This is a genomic window from Rhodobacter maris (assembly GCF_900217815.1).
Lineage (GTDB): Bacteria > Pseudomonadota > Alphaproteobacteria > Rhodobacterales > Rhodobacteraceae > Rhodobacter > Rhodobacter maris.
The window spans coordinates 368,837-386,672 of the sequence record NZ_OBMT01000002.1 but is presented as its reverse complement, the minus strand read 5'-3'; the positions used below and the strand labels follow the sequence as shown (position 1 = coordinate 386,672).

Annotated in this window: 15 protein-coding genes and 1 tRNA gene; 10 read left to right on the top strand and 6 right to left on the bottom strand. The window is 64.3% G+C overall.

Annotation, left to right across the window (positions count from 1 at the left end; translation table 11 throughout):
* Positions 1-134 precede the first annotated feature (134 nt).
* The 4 genes from CRO22_RS05960 to CRO22_RS05945 form a co-directional block, all read right to left on the bottom strand.
* Positions 135-425: a HigA family addiction module antitoxin gene (locus tag CRO22_RS05960; protein ID WP_097069199.1), complete on the bottom strand. Its 291-nt coding sequence runs from the start codon at positions 423-425 to the stop codon at positions 135-137.
* Between the two features lie 13 nt (positions 426-438).
* Positions 439-720, bottom strand: a complete 282-nt coding sequence (locus tag CRO22_RS05955) for a type II toxin-antitoxin system RelE/ParE family toxin (protein WP_097069198.1) — start codon at positions 718-720, stop codon at positions 439-441.
* Between the two features lie 172 nt (positions 721-892).
* A tRNA-Asn gene (locus CRO22_RS05950) sits at positions 893-967 on the bottom strand.
* A gap of 70 nt (positions 968-1,037) precedes the next feature.
* Entirely contained in the window at positions 1,038-1,925 is an 888-nt protein-coding gene (locus CRO22_RS05945) for an MBL fold metallo-hydrolase (protein ID WP_176518555.1), read from the bottom strand.
* A gap of 40 nt (positions 1,926-1,965) precedes the next feature.
* On the opposite strand from CRO22_RS05945, the gene CRO22_RS05940 reads away from it, so the two are divergent.
* From CRO22_RS05940 to CRO22_RS05910, 6 genes are all read left to right on the top strand, one after another.
* Positions 1,966-3,306, top strand: a complete 1,341-nt coding sequence (locus CRO22_RS05940) for an ATP-binding protein (RefSeq protein ID WP_097069197.1) — start codon at positions 1,966-1,968, stop codon at positions 3,304-3,306.
* Between the two features lie 891 nt (positions 3,307-4,197).
* Positions 4,198-6,621 carry an endopeptidase La gene (gene lon, locus CRO22_RS05930; RefSeq protein ID WP_097069195.1) on the top strand — a complete coding sequence of 808 codons (2,424 nt, stop codon included), beginning with the start codon at positions 4,198-4,200 and terminating at the stop codon, positions 6,619-6,621.
* 392 nt (positions 6,622-7,013) lie between these two features.
* On the top strand, positions 7,014-8,072 hold the full coding sequence (locus CRO22_RS05925; protein WP_141399417.1) for a hypothetical protein: 1,059 nt from the start codon (positions 7,014-7,016) through the stop codon (positions 8,070-8,072).
* Positions 8,073-8,226: 154 nt separating this feature from the next.
* Complete coding sequence (locus tag CRO22_RS05920; RefSeq protein ID WP_217991875.1) at positions 8,227-9,369, top strand: ABC transporter ATP-binding protein; 1,143 nt, start codon at positions 8,227-8,229, stop codon at positions 9,367-9,369.
* Positions 9,366-10,316, top strand: a complete 951-nt coding sequence (locus CRO22_RS05915) for an ABC transporter substrate-binding protein (RefSeq protein ID WP_097069193.1) — start codon at positions 9,366-9,368, stop codon at positions 10,314-10,316. The genes CRO22_RS05920 and CRO22_RS05915 overlap by 4 nt, the downstream gene beginning before the upstream one ends.
* A complete protein-coding gene (locus CRO22_RS05910) occupies positions 10,316-11,992 on the top strand; it encodes an ABC transporter permease (protein WP_097069192.1) in 1,677 nt (558 codons plus the stop codon). The genes CRO22_RS05915 and CRO22_RS05910 overlap by 1 nt, the downstream gene beginning before the upstream one ends.
* 3 nt (positions 11,993-11,995) lie before the next feature.
* Here the strand turns inward: CRO22_RS05910 and CRO22_RS05905 are convergent, their stop codons facing one another.
* Positions 11,996-13,447 (bottom strand): endonuclease, encoded by a 1,452-nt coding sequence (locus tag CRO22_RS05905; protein WP_141399416.1) that lies wholly within the window; start codon positions 13,445-13,447, stop codon positions 11,996-11,998.
* A 229-nt stretch (positions 13,448-13,676) separates the two neighbouring features.
* Positions 13,677-14,396 (bottom strand): 1-(5-phosphoribosyl)-5-[(5-phosphoribosylamino)methylideneamino]imidazole-4-carboxamide isomerase, encoded by a 720-nt coding sequence (gene hisA / locus CRO22_RS05900; RefSeq protein ID WP_097069190.1) that lies wholly within the window; start codon positions 14,394-14,396, stop codon positions 13,677-13,679.
* Positions 14,397-14,533: 137 nt separating this feature from the next.
* Here hisA and CRO22_RS05895 point away from each other — a divergent pair, with 137 nt between their 5' ends.
* The 4 genes from CRO22_RS05895 to CRO22_RS05880 all read left to right on the top strand — a co-directional run bounded on the left by CRO22_RS05895 (position 14,534) and on the right by CRO22_RS05880 (position 17,820).
* Complete coding sequence (locus tag CRO22_RS05895) at positions 14,534-14,917, top strand: DUF2147 domain-containing protein (RefSeq protein WP_097069189.1); 384 nt, start codon at positions 14,534-14,536, stop codon at positions 14,915-14,917.
* Positions 14,918-15,038: 121 nt separating this feature from the next.
* Positions 15,039-16,685 (top strand): FMN-binding glutamate synthase family protein, encoded by a 1,647-nt coding sequence (locus tag CRO22_RS05890; protein WP_176518554.1) that lies wholly within the window; start codon positions 15,039-15,041, stop codon positions 16,683-16,685.
* Between the two features lie 65 nt (positions 16,686-16,750).
* A complete protein-coding gene (gene hisF, locus CRO22_RS05885; protein WP_097069188.1) occupies positions 16,751-17,512 on the top strand; it encodes an imidazole glycerol phosphate synthase subunit HisF in 762 nt (253 codons plus the stop codon).
* Positions 17,509-17,820, top strand: coding sequence for a phosphoribosyl-ATP diphosphatase (locus CRO22_RS05880; protein ID WP_097069187.1), 312 nt, complete (start codon positions 17,509-17,511; stop codon positions 17,818-17,820). The genes hisF and CRO22_RS05880 overlap by 4 nt, the downstream gene beginning before the upstream one ends.
* Positions 17,821-17,836 lie beyond the last annotated feature (16 nt).

Here is a 17,836-nt window from a genome sequence, read left to right as displayed (position 1 = left end):
TGACGCGGAAGCGTGGCGGCCCGGAGGGACACGCAGCCGCAGAAACTCCCGATCACGGAAGATCCTTCTCGTCGCCTGACTATTTCAGCAACCTGTTAACGATTGAGCGCCGATGCACACTTATGGCGATGTTCTCAAGCCGCCCGCATCGGCTGAATGAAAGACACATCGACCGTCTTGCGCGCGCGATCAAGATCATAGGCGCGCTGCAGGTTCATCCAGAACTCGGCGGTGTTGCCGAAGAACTTGGATAGGCGAAGCGCGGTGTCGGCGGTCAACGCTGTTTCGCCTTTCACAAGCCGTTCGATCCGCGTGCGAGGGACGCCGAGTTTTTTGGCAAGCGCGCCCGCGCTCAGATCGAGCGCAGACAGGAACAGTTCGTCCAGCACTTCGCCGGGATGCGACGGGTTCGCAAGTGTGATCATTTCTGTTCCCCTTTCAGTGGTAGTCCACAATCTCAACGTCTGCCGGGCCGGTCTCGGTCCACACAAAGCAAATGCGCCATTGCTTGTTGATTCGCACCGAGTGTTGTCCCGCCCGGTCGCCCTTGAGTTCTTCAAGGTTGTTTCCCGGCGGAAACCGCAAATCGTCAAGCACGGATGCCGCATGCAGTGCGGAAAGCATGGCGCGCGTTCGCTTCACCAGATCGCTTGGGAAGCCCTTGCCGTAGTGGCCATTCGCGGCATCTGTGGCCAGCTTTCCCTTGGTGCTCTGGATCATGCTGGAATGCGTATCATGGTATGATACATTTGTCAATGTTGGGGCACTATGCCTAACGAAACCGAACGCTCTAAAACGCGCAATCCGTTACCCCAGATGTTACCCCCGCGCAAAACGAGAGCAGCCCCCTTGCGGGGGCTTGCTCGTAAATCTCTGTATTTTCAGGGATTTTTGGCTCCGGCGGTAGGGATCGAACCTACGACCAATTGATTAACAGTCAACTGCTCTACCGCTGAGCTACGCCGGAACACGGGGCGGTGTATAGCGGGGGGGGCGGGGGGGCGCAAGAGGGGGGGGCGAACTTTTTTGCGCCCCGTTTACATCTCTGTCATGCGCCGGAACTGCGCCCTCGGGGCAAGCGCCGGGGCTGCGTTCACGCGGCCTGCGCGCGCCAGTTCCACCAGATGCGCGAAAACGTTGCGCTCGGCCGCCGCTCGCAGCGCAGCGGGTGTGTCGGTGTAGATCCGCGCGGTCAACTGCGCGGCATCGGCAGGCCCCTCAGCGAGCGCCGCGAGCACTTGTCGGGTGCGCAGATCCCGATGCGCGCGCAGCTCCGAAAGCCGTGCGGCTGGCGCCGTGACGGGATCGCCATGGCCGGGATAGAACACCTCCGCCCCCTCCGCCGCCAGCACATCGAGCGATTCGTAGTAATCGCCGAGGTCGCCGTCGGGGGGGGAGATGAGCGTGCTCGCCCAGCCCATCACCAGATCGCCGGTGAAGATCGCATCATTCATCCGGAAACTCAGATGGTTGCAGAAATGACCGGGCGTGAAGAGCGCGGTCACCGCCCAGTCGCCGATCGAGAGCCGCGCGCCGTGGCCAAGCGTCTGATCGGGGCGGAAGGCCGCATCCACCCCTTCGCCCCCCTCCGCGAGCCCCTGCGCGGCGAGCTGCTGCATCAGTTCCGAGCGGCCGGCATCGGCCGGGCCGAAGGCGAAGACGGGGGCCCCGGTTCCGAGAGCCAGCGCGCCGGCTGCGGCGGAATGGTCGAGATGGGCATGAGTGACAAGCACCGCCGCCACGCTTTCGCCCGGCGCAAGCCCTTCCATCAGGGCCGCAAGATGCGCCGGGTCATCCGGGCCGGGATCGAGCACCGCGACCCGACCGGTGCCGAGCACGTAGGTGTTGGTGCCGCGGAAGGTCAGCGGTGACGGATTGGGCGCCACGATGCGACGGATCCCTTCGGCCAGCGGCTCCAGTGCCATCTCTCTTCCCCTCGTCTTCTGCGCCCGCTAGGGTTCTGCCATGAAATTCGGCTGGCTGAAACATTTCCTGCCGCGCGGGCTTTATGGTCGCGCCGCGCTGATCCTCGTGCTGCCGGTCATCACGATCCAGCTCGTGGTTTCGGTTGTCTTCATCCAGCGTCATTTCGAACGGGTCACCCAGCAGATGACCAATTCGATGCTGCGCGAGATCGTGCTGGTGATCGAGCGCGCCGATGCCGCACCCGGGCTGATCGCGGCGCAGGCACAGATGGGCGAGCTCGAGCAGGCGCTCGACATGATGCTCGAACTACCCGCGCCGGGGCCGGTGCCTTCGGGGGATGCGCGCGATTTTACCGATTTCACCGGCAGGACGGTGACCACGACATTGCGGGCGGGGCTGCCGGGGCTGCGCGCGATCGACCTCACCGATGGGGGCCGGGTGCAGCTTTGGACCGAAACAAAGAACGGGTGGCTCTATATCCGCTTTCCGCGTGGCTGGGTTTCTGCCTCCAATCCGCATCAGCTCCTTGTGCTGATGGTGGCGGTCTCCGCCTTGATGACGGTGATCGCCTATCTCTTCCTGCGCAACCAGCTGCGCCCGATCCAGCGGCTGGCGCGCGCCGCAGAGGCTTTCGGCAAGGGGCAATCGTTGCCCTACCGCCCCACCGGCGCGCTGGAGGTGCGCGCGGCCGGGCGCGCCTTCATCGAAATGCGCGACCGGATCGAGCGGCAGATCGAGCAGCGGCGGCTGATGCTCTCGGGGATCAGCCACGATCTGCGCACGCCGCTCACAAGGCTCCGGCTCGGGCTCTCGATGTTGCCCGAGGAGGAGGAGACTCGCGACGAGATCACGGCGATGGCGCGCGATGTCACCGATATGGGCAAGCTGATCGACGCGTTTCTGAGCTACACCCGCGAGGAGGCGATTTCCGATGAGGCGGAGCGGATCGACATCGTGCCGCTGGTCGCGCAGGTGGTCGGGGACGCTGGACGTGCGGGCCATGACGTGCGTCTGAACGAGGCGCCGGAGAGGCCGATCCGGGTGACGGTGCGCCCAGATGCGCTGCGCCGCTCGCTTGAAAATCTGCTTGGCAATGCGGTGCGCTACGGCACCCGCGCCGAGGTGAGCCTGACAGTGCGCGCGCGCAGCCTGCGAATCGTGGTGGAGGATGACGGGCCGGGCATTCCGCCCGAGCGGCGCGAGGAGGCACTGCGTCCCTTTACCCGGCTTGATCCGGCGCGCAATCAGGATCGCGGGCAGGGGGTGGGGCTTGGTCTCGCGATCGCCGCCGATATCGCACGCGGCCATGGCGGCAGCCTGCAACTGGGGGAGAGTGACCGGCTGGGGGGGCTTGCGGCTGAATTGAGCCTTCCGCTCTAGCGGCTGCTCCGGCTAGTGGCGGCTTCGGCCGGTGACCGCGTGCTCGAGACGCCGGTTCAGAACAAAAGCACCAACAAACCGATCCAGAACGCCGCGCCCAGAGGGAGCGCGGGCAGGATCCACCATCCGCCCGGCCAGGCATTGTCCGCGTCGCGCTGAAGACTCTGCTCCCCGGCCTGGGAGGCAAACCCCCGTTGCCGGACAGATTGCGCCGCGGCGCTCGACAGGCCGAGGGGCGGGGTCAGGGGCGGGGTCAGGCTCGGAGGCATCTTTCTGGTTCCAGTTCTTGCAGCCCGGGCGATCCGCCAGGGAAAGTCTCGGGATCCGGCGGCGACCGCCGATGCAGGTCCAGCCGTGGCAAGCGCGGGAGAGGCGGCGCCATGGCTTCTGACAGGCCGGGCCGGGCTCGCGATACGCTCCGGCTCCAGAAGCTGGGGAGCATTGATTCGCAGACGCGATCCGATCCTGCGAGAATAACGCCATATTTCTTAATCAATCCTTGACATGCATCAGGAGCATGTCAATCGTTTTGATTGTGCTGATGGGGCCCATTGCATCTATAGGTGGTATTTTCTCCGCGCGCCGCTGCACTCCTTTGCGGCGGAGGCTGCACTTTTGACCTCTTGCGCGTTTCAGTCTCATCTGCAGTGCGCGAGGCGCCGGATCAACCGCTCGACCCTGCCTGGAGATCGACAGCATTGGAACGAAGCCGGGCTTGCGAGATGCGCATTTGTGCCGCACTTTGGGCTGGAATGTAACGCTCCGATGAAGCTCTGGCGAGCCGGCCGGGTCACTCCAGTTGAACTGCGCCTTTCCCCCTCCTAGATAGGGCAAAGGGAAAGAGCAGGCTGCCAAGGTGGGGTCCGTTCCTTTCGCCATAGAGGACAGAGAATGACCGACACCCTTCTGAAATCCCATCCGGTCCTGCCGCTGCGCGACATCGTCGTGTTTCCGCATATGATCGTGCCGCTGTTCGTCGGCCGCGAGAAATCCGTGCGTGCGCTCGAAGAGGTGATGGCGGACGACCGGCAGATCCTGCTGGCGAGCCAGCTCGATCCGTCTGTCGATGAACCGACGACCGAGGGCATTTTCCGCACCGGCGTTCTCGCCAATGTGCTGCAACTGCTCAAACTGCCCGATGGCACGGTGAAAGTGCTCGTCGAGGGAAAGACGCGGGTGAAGATCACCGAATTCATCGCCAATGAGGCGTTCTTCGAGGCCGAAGCCGAGCCGCTCGCAGAAACCGAGGGCGATGTGGCGACGATCCGCGCGCTTCTGCGCTCGGTCGCGGAAGAATTCGAGCGCTACGCCAAGATCAAGAAGAACATCCCCGAAGAGGCGATGACGGCGGTGGCAGAGACCACCCAGGCTGACAAGCTCGCCGATCTTGTCTCGGGGCATCTCGGCCTCGATGTGCGCCAGAAACAGGAACTGCTGGAAACGCTCGACATCTCCGCCCGGCTGGAAAAGGTCTACGGGCTGATGCAGGGCGAGGTCTCTGTCCTGCAGGTCGAGAAAAAGATCAAGAGCCGCGTCAAATCCCAGATGGAGAAGACGCAGCGCGAATATTACCTCAACGAGCAGATGAAGGCGATTCAGCGCGAGCTGGGCGACGGCGAGGACGGCCAGAACGAGATCAACGAGCTGGAAGAGAAAATCGCCGCCACGAAGCTCTCCAAAGAAGCGAAGGAAAAGGCCGAGGCGGAGCTGAAGAAGCTGCGCTCGATGAGCCCGATGTCGGCCGAAGCCACGGTGGTGCGCAACTACCTTGACTGGATGCTGAGCCTGCCCTGGGGCGTCAAGAGCCGGGTGAAAAAGGATCTGATCGCCGCCGAGAAGGTGCTCGATACCGATCATTACGGCCTCGAAAAGGTCAAGGAGCGGATCGTCGAATATCTCGCGGTGCAGGCGCGCTCGGACAAGCTCAAGGGCCCGATCCTCTGCCTCGTCGGCCCGCCCGGTGTCGGCAAGACCTCGCTTGGCCGCTCGGTCGCGCGGGCGACGGGGCGCGAATTCATCCGCATCTCGCTTGGCGGCGTGCGCGATGAAAGCGAGATCCGCGGCCACCGGCGCACCTATATCGGCTCGATGCCCGGCAAGATCATTCAGGCGCTGAAAAAAGCCAAAACCACGAACCCGCTGATCTTGCTCGATGAAATCGACAAGATGGGGCAGGATTTCCGCGGCGACCCGGCCTCGGCGATGCTTGAGGTGCTCGACCCGGAACAGAATGCGACCTTCGTTGATCACTATCTGGAGGTCGAATACGACCTCTCGAACGTGATGTTCCTCACCACGGCGAACAGCTACAACATGCCGGGCCCGCTGCTGGACCGGATGGAGATCATCAGCCTCGCCGGCTACACCGAGGACGAAAAACGCGAGATCGCGAAGCAGCACCTGATCCCCAAGCAGATCAAGGCGCATGGGCTGAAAAAGGGCGAGTTCACGCTCACCGATGACGGGCTCAATGACATCATCCGCTACTACACCCGCGAGGCCGGGGTGCGGAACCTTGAGCGCGAGATCGCCAAGCTCGCCCGCAAGGCGGTGACGGAGATCATCAAGGCGAAAGGCACGGTGAAGTCGATCACCGTCGATGCGGCCAAGGTGGGCGAGTATCTCGGCGTGAAACGGCACCGCTACGGGCTTGCGGAGGCCGAAGATCAGGTGGGCGTGGTCACGGGCCTCGCCTGGACCTCGGTCGGCGGGGATCTGTTGCACATCGAGGCGCTCAAGCTGCCCGGCAAGGGCCGGATGAAGACCACCGGCAAGCTCGGCGATGTGATGAAGGAATCGATCGAGGCGGCATCGTCCTATGTGCGCTCGATCGCGCCCGAAATCGGGGTGAAACCGCCGAAATTCGAAAAGGTGGACATCCACGTTCACGTGCCCGATGGCGCCACGCCGAAGGATGGCCCGAGTGCAGGCCTTGCCATGGTCACTTCGATCGTCTCGGTGCTCACCGGCATTCCGGTGCGCAAGGATATCGCGATGACGGGCGAGGTGAGCTTGCGCGGCAATGCCATGCCGATTGGCGGGTTGAAGGAGAAACTGCTCGCGGCGCTGCGGGGCGGGATCAAGACCGTGCTCATTCCCGAGGAGAACGAGAAGGATCTCGCTGACATCCCCGACAATGTGAAAGAGGGGATGGAGATCATCCCGGTGACCCATGTCCGCGAGGTGCTCAAACGCGCACTGGTGCGCATGCCTGAGCCCGTCGAATGGGATGAGGCCGCCGAGGAAGCCGCGGCTGCCGCCGCCGCCGCCGCGGCCGTGGCGCGGCCCGAAGGGCAGGGTGCCGCCGCGCATTGAGCGGGTGAAAGCGCAAACCAAATAAGGGCGTGTCCAGACCGGGCACGCCCTTTGCGTTGTTGCCGACGGAGAATATTCCGGCTCGCCCCGGGCCGCGCGCCTTTTCAGCCCTTGGGGCCGCGAGCAGGTTCCGGGGGAGTTCAACCTTGACGCGCATGTTGCGCCTCATGTTCCCGCAAAGGGCGATTGCGCCGGACACCAAGGGACAGTATAAAATTGGGCATGACTGACGACAGGGCTTTTTGCCCGCGGCGCGCATAATTTGGCGGTGTCGGGCTTTCCGTCAGAATTTCAAGCGGCTTCGCCTCTGTGAAGCGACACGGAAACCGGCCCCGACGCGAATACATGTTTGAGATGATTGAATACAGGTGCGAGGCGAGGGAAGGGGAGCCATGCAGAAGTATTTATTCCTTCATATCGGAATGCCGAAATGCGCATCGACGACTATTCAGGCGAATCTGGAGGAAAATGCGCCGGCCCTGTCCGAACGCGGCTATTTCTACGGCAAGCTCCCCGGTGACGAGACGGTGGGGCAGGGAAACGGTACGATTCTGAACTATTTTGCCGAGAGCCGGAAATATGCGCAATTCAATGCGGCGGTGGAATATTTTTTGACACCCGAGAGCCATGTCATCCTCAGCGGAGAAAGTCTGGTGGCTCTCGCGCGCTCCGCAGATGTTCTTGAAATGATTTCAAAAAAAGCACACAGCAAGGGATTTCTGCTGAAGGTTCTTTGCGTGCTGAAACGACAGGATCTCTGGATCGAATCCGATTTCAAGCAGCATGTCAAAGGCAAGACGGCCTGGACTGCCCCGATCGAGAAACTGGTCGAGAGACGCGCCGAGAAAAGGACGCTCGACTACGACTTCCTTCTCGGAAACTGGACGCGGGCTGTTCCCGAAGAGAACATTCGCGTCCGGCCAGTGCCCGCGAACGGAGAAAATATCGACGTCGTCGCTGAAATTGCGGATTGGCTGTCTGTCGAGCGCAGCCTTTTTCAAGGCGAGACGGGGAGCCGGAATGTCTCTCCCGCCACGGCGCTGGTCGAACCGGCGCGGCAATTGAAAAAGTTCTGGATCAGCGCCGGGGATGATGTCACGACCGCGGCGGAAAAAGTTGCCGCCTTTCTGGAGTTTGGCCGCACGCTGGATCTGCCGAAGCGACAGTATATCCTGAGCCACGCGGCACGGCGGGAGATCCTGGACCGGTACCAAGCTGCCAATAGCAAGGTCGAAAAACGGTTCAACGGCGGCCGCAGCCTGTTTGATGACGTGATCGAAGCCGAGGATCACGACGCCACTTCGCTGAGCGAGGAGGCGGCGCAGATCCTTATCGAATATTTTGTCCGCAAGGGGGAGGGCGAAGCCCTCGGCCCCGCGGGCCCCGCGCGTGAGGCGCGGACGCTCATGAGCAGCACCCGCCAGCGGGTCAAAACGCTCTTCGGCGGCTGAGGCGCAGGTCGAACCGTCCCGGCTGGCCCCCGGCCCTCTCCGTCCGGGCCTGCGGATCTAACCCTCTGTAGTCACGCCGCGATTTCCCGGGGTGCAGCGTCATGGCGACGCAATGTCACGCAAGCGTCATGCAACGCCATTAGGGTCCGCGGCGATGAACCTTCGTGCGCAAGACATTCCCGGGCTGCCCCCGCCCGAGGTGCAGCCCGCCGCCTTCGAAATGGCGGGGATCGGCCTGCATCTGGGCGGTACGGCGATCTTGCAAGATGTCGATCTGCAGCTCCCCCCCGGGCGGGTGATGGCGCTTCTTGGTCCTTCCGGCTCGGGCAAGACCACGCTTTTGCGCCTCGTGGCCGGGCTTCTCGCGCCGGATCGCGGCACGATCCGGCTGGGCGGCCAGCTCGTCGCGCAAGCGGGCAGGGCGTTGCCGCCCGAGGCGCGCGGGCTTGGCATGGTGTTTCAGGATTACGCGCTCTGGCCGCATATGAGCGTTGCGGGCAATGTCGGCTTTCCGCTTGAGATGCGCCGCCTGTCCGCGGCGGAGCGTTCCCTTCGGGTGGCGCGCGCACTCGAGCGGGTCGGGCTGGGCGCCTTTGCCGACCGCCGCCCGGCTGAACTGTCGGGCGGCCAGCAGCAGCGCGTTGCGATTGCGCGCGCGATCGTGGCCGAACCGGCGCTTGTGCTGTTCGACGAGCCGCTGTCCAACCTCGACCGCGAGTTGCGCGAGAGCATGGTGGAGGAGATTGCGGGGCTGGTTGCCGAACTCGGGCTTACCGCGCTCTACGTCACCCACGATCATGCCGAGGCGTTTTCGCTCGCGGATACGGTGGCGGTGATGGAGGCTGGCCGGATCGCCCAGATCGCGGCCCCCGAGACATTGGTCGCCGATCCTGCCTCGGCCTCGATCGCGCGATTTTTGCGGCTGGGCGCGCTTTTGCCCGCACGGCGCGGCCCCGGTGGCTGGCATCTGGAGCGCGGCGCGCGCCTTGCTCCCGCCGCCGTGGCGCCCGGCGAGGCCGCCACCGTGCTTTTGCCCGCAACCGCGATCTGCCCGGTCGCGCCGGGCCCGGCAGCGATCGGTGCGCGGGTGATCCGCACGCTGTTCCGTGGTGACGGGCATCTGGCGACCCTCGCGCTCGAGGGCGGACACGAGATCCAGCTCCTGCTGCCGCGTCGCCCGGTGCCGGGCGAGATGCTGGGGCTGCGGATCTCCGAGCCGCAGCTGCGCTGGTTTCCCCCCGCGCCGCATCGATCCTTTCCGCATCCGTCTTCCCCATCAGAGAGGCTCTCTCCATGAAAAAACTGTTTGTTGCCACTGTGGCGCTTGCCGCCGGGCTCTCGGCCAATGCGGCCAGCGCCGATATCACCGTTTACACCGCTGGTCCTGCGAAGCTGATCGAGAACCTCTCGGTCGGTTTCACCGCGAAGACCGGGATCAAGGTCGATGTGTTCCAGGCCACCACCGGCAAAGTGATGGCACGGCTTGAAGCCGAGGCGGCCAATCCGGTTGCCGATGTGGTGATTTCGGCGAGCTGGGATACGGCGACGACGATGGCCGAGGAGGGCAAACTTCTGCCCTATACTTCGCCCAATGCCGCGCATGTGCCCGATTTCCTGAAGACCGACACCGCAGTCGCGCAAGGCATCTCGGCGCTTGCCATCGCCTGGAACCCGGCATCGGGCCTACCGAAACCCACCGACTGGGAAGATCTCGCCGCGCCCGCTTACAAGGATATGGTCACGCTGCCCGACCCCGCGAAATCGGGCTCGATGTTCGAGCTTGTTGCCGCGCTCGACGGTGCGCTCGGCGCGAAGATCTTTGATGATCTGTCCGCCAATGGCGCGATCATCGCGGGCGCCAACGCCGATGCGCTCAACCCGGTGATGCAGGGCGCGAAAGCGGCGGTGTTCGGCGCGGTCGATTACATCTCGATGGCAGCGGCTGCGAAAGGGGAATCGGTCGAGGTGATCTTCCCGGCCTCGGGCACTGTGATTGCAGCGCGCCCGGCAATGATCCTGCAAAGCGCGAAACAGCCCGAAGAGGCGAAGCAGTTCATCGACTACATGCTCTCCGAGGAGGGGCAGGAAATGGTGGCCGCCACCTACCTCATGCCCGCGCGCACCGATGTGGCGGCGAAGCGGCCGCGGATCGACGAGCTGAAACTGCTCGCTTTCGATCAGGCCGCAGCCTATGGCGCGCGCGCCGAAACGCTCAAGGCTTTCGCCAAGAGCTTCGGCAACTGATGCGGGGGCAAGGGGGCACGGCACAGGGGGTTTTGACGGCGCTTGCGCTGGCCCTTCTGAGCGTGATTGTCGCCGCCCCCTTCCTCTTCATCCTCGCGCAGGCGATCTTCCCCAAAATCGGCGCGGGCTCGTTTGCCGGGCCATTTTCCGCCATGGCAGACGTGCTGGGCTCCGGGCAGTTGCCGCGCGCCACGCTTAATACGCTGATCATGGGGGTCGGCACGGTTGCCGTTTCGGCTGCGCTCGCCGTGCCGCTCGCGGCGATCCGCGCGCTTTACCGGCTGCCCGGCGCGGCGCTTTGGGATCTTGTCTTTCTTGTGCCCTTCATGATCCCGCCCTATATCGCCACGCTCGGCTGGGTGATGACGGGCCAGCCGCGCGGCTATCTGGAACAGCTCACCGGCCAGAATATTGCCGGGCTGCTGTTCTCGGTCCCCGGCATCGTGATCATTCTGGGACTGCATTGTTTTCCCGTGGTCTATTTTGCCCTGTCGCGGAGTTTTGCCACTATTGGCGGGCGCTTTGCCGATGTCAGCCGGGTCTTCGGTGCGGGGCCCTTGCGCGCCTTTTGGCGCGTGACGCTGCCGCTCGCGCTTCCGGGTCTCGCGGCCAGCCTGATCCTTGTTTTCGCCATGGCGATCGAGGAATACGGCACGCCCGCGGTGCTGGGGACGCGGATCGGCTTTCGCGTGCTCGTAACCGGGATTGACGAGGCGATCGGCGACTGGCCTGTCGATCTGCCCGGCGCCGCGACGCTCGCGCTCGTGCTCGTGGGGCTTGCAACAGTGGCCTATCTCGCGCAGCGCCGCTTCGTCGCGAAAGGCGGGTTTGAGACCACGGGCGCCCGCCCGCTTTCTGCCACGCGCCGCCCGCTTGGCCAGGCCACGGTTCCGGCGCTTCTTCTTTTCGCCTGCGTCGCCTTCGTCTCAACAGGGGTACCGCTGCTCGCCGTGCTCGCCACCGCGCTCGCAAAAACCGTCTCGGGCGGGCTCGCGCCGGGCAACCTCGGCTTGCAGAATTTTGCGGCCGTCTTCGCCGCGGGGTCGAGTGCGCGGGAGGCGCTGGTCACGAGCCTTTCGCTGGGTCTCGTGGCCGCGCTCGCAACCGGGGCGCTTGGCGCTTTTTCTGCCTTCGTGGTGGTGCGCACGCGCGCCCGCGGCCGGGTCGCGGTCGATCTCCTTGCCGCGCTTCCCAATGCCGCGCCGGGTGTGGTGGTGGCGCTGGGCATGATCCTTTTGTGGAACCAGCCCTGGTGGCCCGTCACCCCCTACAACACGCTTTCGATCCTCGTTCTGGCCTATGTGCTGCTCCTTCTGCCGCAACCGGTGCGCTACACCACGGCGGCGCTCGCCCAGATCGCCCCCTCGCTCGATGCCGCTGCGCGGGTTGCGGGCGCTTCAGAACTCGCCATGGCGCGCCGGATCCTCCTGCCGCTCATCTTCCCGCATCTGATGGTGGCGATGCTTTTGGTGTTTGTCGTGGCCGCGCGCGAGCTTGTCGCCTCGCTTCTGATCCTGCCCGTGGGGCACCAGACCATTGCCACCTATATCTGGCGCCAGTTCGATCAGGGCTCGGTCGGGCTCGGCATGGCGATGGCGCTCGTGACGATCGGCCTCACCACGCTCTTGCCGCTTGCGGTACTGGTCGCGGCGCGGCGTACCGAAGACATCGGCTGAAGCTCACGCCCCCCCGCGCAGCGATTGCAGATAAGCATCGGCGAAATCGGTCTCGATCTCGACCCACATCGGCAAATGATCCGAGATCTGATGCGTGCGCCAGTCGCGATAATTCGCGTAGGCCTTGCCGACATCGAGCATGCGGGAGCGAAAATAGGCCTCGTCCTCGCCGCCGGGATCATCCACCCCTTCGCGGAACACATGCTTGAACACATCGAACACGCCCGCATCGGAAACCGAAATCCGCGTATGCGGGCTGAATCCGGGCGCGCCCGGCTTGCCGGTCCAGAAGGCCATCTGATCGTAAAACATGTTCCGCTGGACGTTGGTGCCCTCGGGGATCTCGCGGATCCGTTCGGGCACCAGAAAACCGTTGTCTTCCAGCGCCGCCATCGTGCCATGGGCGCGCGACTTGATGTTGAAATCTCCGAGCACCATGAAATAGCTCTCTGCATCCGAATTGCCCTCGGACTGTGCCTTTTTGGCAAGCGCGCGGGTGAGTGCGGCAATCTCCGCGGTGCGGCGCGCCATCGCGGGGGAGCCGTCGTCATTGTCGCCAAAGTAGATATGTACGGTGCAGAGCGCGAGCTTCATCCAGTCGGACTGAAAGTAGACGACAAAGGGTGTGCGCGCGAATTGCTGCGCGCCCAGTTCCATCTGGCGCGCAGGCCAGCGCAGTCGCACCGGGGCGGAGAAAGTGCGCAAACGCCCTTGATGCAGATCGAGCCGTTTCTCGGCAATGCGCTCGTTGCGGAGCGCGAAGGAAAACTCCGCCGGTGCGCCCTTGAAGGCGAGTTGCCCGCCCTCGGGGAGCACGATCTTTGTGCCCGCGGGCAGGTCAACAACCGCGGCCGGGTCGATCTCGTAGCGCCCGGGCGCGCGTTTTTCGGTGGGGATTTTCGCGGGTGGGGTAAGCTCTGCCCCCTCCGGCAGCTCAAGCTTGATCCCTTCGGGAAAGGTCAGATCGAAACTGTCAGGCAAAAACAGCCGGTCCGCATCGGAGAGGCTGATCTCCCCCGCCGTACCCTGGAACCGCACGCAGCTCGTGTCGTAAAGAAACACCATCCGCTCGCCATGCGCGCTTTGCGCCGTGTCGGAATCGGTCATGATCGCCTGCCAGTCGGACCCGAGGATCCGCATCAGCCGTTTGAGCGCGTGAAGATCGGCTCGCACCTCCTGCAAGGCCACGATGTTGAAAGCGGAGATCACCTCGGCGATGCAATAAAGCGCCTCGGGGAGGCGGTAACCGTAGCGCTCGCTGTCGAATTCGCGCAGGTTCCAGGTTGCGATCCGCAGCCGCCGCCGCGCCGGGTCGGGCGCGCGCGATGCGATGCCGAGGCGGTTGGCCTGCCGCAAGGCGCCACGTAGCCGCAACAGATCCTCGACCGTGCGCGCTTTCCAGCGCCGCGTGGCCGCATCGTCTCCCTCGCCAATCCGCAGCCCTGCATAATGCATCAACGGCCTCCCGATCCCGGGGCCGCGCGGGAGCGGCCCGCTGTTGTGCAAGAGAAACTCCATCCAGCTTGCCAGAATGGGGCGGCTCGGGCAAGTGACCGGCGCGGCTTGGGGCGTCTGCCCCCTTTGGTTGTGCCGACTGGTCCCCCTTGAGGATATTTGCGCAACGTCGAGGCAGCAGGCCTCTTCTCGTCGACTTTGCCTAAATATCTTGGGGGCAGCGCTCTCCTTACCCGCGCAGGGCCGCAAGCGCCGCCGTCAGATCGAGCGCGCCATCATAGATCGCGCGGCCCGAAATCGCGCCCGCAATCACGCCGGTATCGCGTAGCGCGATGAGATCGGGCAGCGAGGAGACGCCCCCCGAGGCGATCACCGGGATCGAAACCGCACGGGCAAGCGCCTCGGTCGCCTCGATATTGGGGCCGGTCATCGCGCCGTCGCGCAGGATATCGGTGTAGATGATCGCCGCCACCCCCGCATCTTCGAAGCTTTTCGCGAGATCCGTCACCATCACGTCGGTTTCCTCGGCCCAGCCTTTTGTGGCCACGCGCCCGCCGCGCGCGTCGATCCCCACCGCGACCTGCCCCGGAAAGGCTTTCGCCGCCTCGCGCACGAGGGCCGGATTTTCCACGGCCACGGTGCCAAGGATCACCCGCGCAAGCCCTTTCGAGAGCCAGCCCTCGATCGTCGCCATGTCGCGGATGCCGCCGCCGAGCTGGGCGGGCACGGTGATGCGCGCCAAGATCGCCTCGACTGCGGCGCCATTGACGGGCGCCCCCGCGAAAGCGCCGTTGAGATCAACGAGATGCACCCATGTGCAGCCCGCTGCCTCGAATTTCGCCGCCTGCGCCGCCGGGTCGGAGCCGAAGACGGTGGCCTTGTCCATCTCGCCATGCAGGAGCCGCACGCAGTTGCCATCCTTGAGGTCGATTGCCGGGTAGAGGATCATCGCAGGGCTCCTTTGGTTTGCCGCCTCATGCCACGCGCGGGGCCGCACGACAAGGCTTCGGTCAACGTCACGTCAGGCTTGCCGGGAATCGGCGCCTGTGGCGCAATGCCACGCGAGGATTGAGGGAGGAGAAACCAATGAAATTCATGCTTATCGCTGCTGCGTTCAGCCTCGTTGCGGGGGCGGCTCTGGCGGACCCGATCGAGGGGATGTGGCAGACCCAGCCCGATGACGGCGCCTATGCCCATGTGAAGATCGCGCCCTGCGGCGCCGCCTTCTGCGGCACGATCGTAAAATCGTTCAACGCCGAGGGCGAATATGCCTCGCCCAATGTCGGAAAGGAGATCGTGATCGACATGGTGCCCGCGGGCGAGGGCAAATATCAGGGCCGGGTCTGGCGGCCCTCCAACGACAAGATTTATCTGGGCAAGATCGCGCTTGCGGGCACTGCGATGAAGCTTTCGGGCTGTGTTGCAGGCGGGCTGATCTGCGCCAAGCAGAACTGGACGAAGCTGCCCTGAGCCGGGCCGGGGGGGCGCGCGGCGCCCCCTTGGCGCGACTGCGTGCTTGTGTCGCGGGCGGGCTCATGCTTTCAAAGGGGGATATGGCCCTTTCCGGGGTGCCAGCGGGAGCCGCTTTTCCATGACCTTCATGCGCTTGAATGTCCGATTTGTCCCCTTTGCCGCGGCGCTGCTGCTCACGCTTGTCAGTGCCATCGGGCTTTTGCTCACCCTCTCGATCTGGTGGCTTGGCGCCTTTTTGCTTGCGGCCGCCTTTGTTGTGATCGGGGTCTATGACCTGCGCCAGCCCCGCCACGCGATCTTGCGCAACTATCCGATCATCGGCCATCTGCGCTACATGATCGAAAGCGTCGGCCCCGAATTCCGGCAATATTTCTTTGAATCGGATCGCGACGAGGTGCCCTTCAGCCGCGAGATTCGCGGCCTCGTCTACCAGCGCGCCAAGGGGGTGGAAGACAAGCGCCCTTTCGGCACGGTCGAATCCGTCTATGCTTCGGGGTTCAACTGGCTCACCCATTCGATGGTGCCGAAAACCATCCGCGACACCGATTTTCGGGTCCGCATCGGCGGCCCGGATTGCACCCAACCCTATGATGCCTCGGTCTACAACATCTCGGCGATGAGCTTTGGCGCGCTCTCGGCCCATGCGATCTCCGCGCTCAACCGCGGTGCCAGGGCGGGTGGCTTTGCCCATGACACCGGCGAAGGCGGGATCAGTCGCTATCACCGCGAGGGCGGCGGCGATCTGATCTATCAGGTCGCCTCGGGCTATTTTGGTTGCCGCAACGACGATGGCACCTTTTCGGCGGAAAAATTCGCCCTTCAGGCCCGCGACCCACAGATCAAGATGATCGAGATCAAGCTCAGCCAGGGCGCCAAACCGGGGCACGGCGGGATGTTGCCGGCGTCAAAAATCTCGCCCGAAATCGCTGCGGCGCGCGGCATCCCGATGGGGCGCGATTGCATTTCTCCCGCGGCGCATTCAGCCTTTTCCACGCCGCGCGAATTCATGGCCTTCATCGCAGAGCTGCGCGCGCTTTCGGGGGGCAAGCCGGTGGGTTTCAAGCTCTGCATCGGGCACCGGCGCGAATTCATGTGCCTTGTGAAGGCGATGCTCGCCACCGGCATCTCTCCCGATTTCATCGTTGTCGATGGCAAGGAGGGCGGCACCGGTGCCGCGCCGCTCGAATTCGTCAACCGGGTCGGCATGCCGATGCTTGAAGGGCTGCATTTCGTCCACAACACCCTGCGCGGCGCGGGGCTCCGCAGTCGGGTCCGGATCGGCGCCGCGGGCAAGATCGTCTCGGCCTATGACATCGCCCGCGCCATGGCTCTGGGCGCCGATTGGTGCAATTCGGCACGCGGCTACATGTTCGCGATCGGCTGCATTCAGGCGCAATCGTGCCACACGAACCGCTGCCCCGCCGGAATCGCCACACAGGATCCCCGCCGCATGGAAGCGCTCGACATCGACGACAAAAGCGCCCGGGTCGCGCGGTTTCACAAGAACACGCTCCATGCGCTTGCCGAACTCGTCGGCGCGGCCGGCCTCTCCCACCCGTCGCAATTCCTGCCCTATCACTTCATGTTCCGCAGCAAGGACAACGCCTTTCAGGATGGCAACGAAGTGTTCGAAGATCTGCCCGAGGGCGTGCTGCTGACCGGATCGGATCATCCCGAGCTTCAGGTCTGGCTTGACCGCTGGAGCCGGGCGAGCGAGGAGACCTTTGTGGCCGAACGGATGCCGAAGAGCCGTTACGCCTCCTGAACACGAAGCCTTTTTCTTGGCTTCCGGTCCGGTGCTCGCTAGTAAGCGTGCAGAAGGAGTCTGACATGCTCAAGACGCGCATCATTCCCTGCCTCGACGTGGCCGATGGCCGTGTGGTGAAAGGCGTGAACTTCGTCAACCTGATCGACGCGGGCGACCCGGTCGAGGCCGCCAAGGCCTATGATGCCGCGGGCGCCGACGAGCTTTGTTTCCTCGACATCCATGCCACGCATGAAAATCGCGGCACGATGTTCGACCTCGTCACCCGCACCGCAGAGCAATGCTTCATGCCGCTCACCGTGGGCGGGGGGGTGCGCACGCATGAGGATGTGCGCGCGCTTCTGCTTGCAGGCGCCGACAAGGTCAGCTTCAACTCCGCCGCCGTCGCGAACCCCGATGTGATCGCCGAGGCCGCCGACCGGTTCGGCGCGCAATGTATCGTCTGTGCGATCGATGCGAAAACCGTGGAACCGGGCCGCTGGGAGATCTTTACCCATGGCGGGCGCAAGCCCACCGGCATTGATGCGGTCGAATTTGCCCGCACCGTGGTGGCAAAGGGCGCGGGGGAGATCCTGCTCACCTCGATGGACCGCGATGGCACCAAGGCGGGCTTCAACCTGGCCCTCACCCGTGCGATTGCCGATGCGGTCGATGTGCCGGTGATCGCCTCGGGCGGCGTGGGCACGCTCGATCACCTTGTCGAAGGCGTCACCGAGGGGCATGCGAGCGCCGTGCTCGCCGCCTCGATCTTCCATTTCGGCACTTACACGATTGGCGAGGCCAAAGCGCATATGGCCGCCGCCGGCATCCCGATGAGGCTTTCATGACCACGCTTTCCCGCCTTGCCGCCACGATCGAGGCGCGCAAGGGCGCCGACCCCGACAGTTCCTGGACCGCGAAGCTGCTCTCCAAGGGCCCGGAGAAATGCGCGCAGAAATTTGGCGAGGAAGCAATCGAAGCCTGCATGGCCGCAGCGAAGAACGACCGCGCGAACCTGGTCTATGAATCGGCCGATGTTCTCTACCACCTGCTCGTGATGCTCGCCGCGCGCGATGTGACGCTTGCGGAGGTTCTGGCCGAGCTTGAGCGCCGCGAGGGCACTTCGGGCCTCGCCGAGAAGGCATCGCGCGGCTGAACCTCGCGTTGCAGGC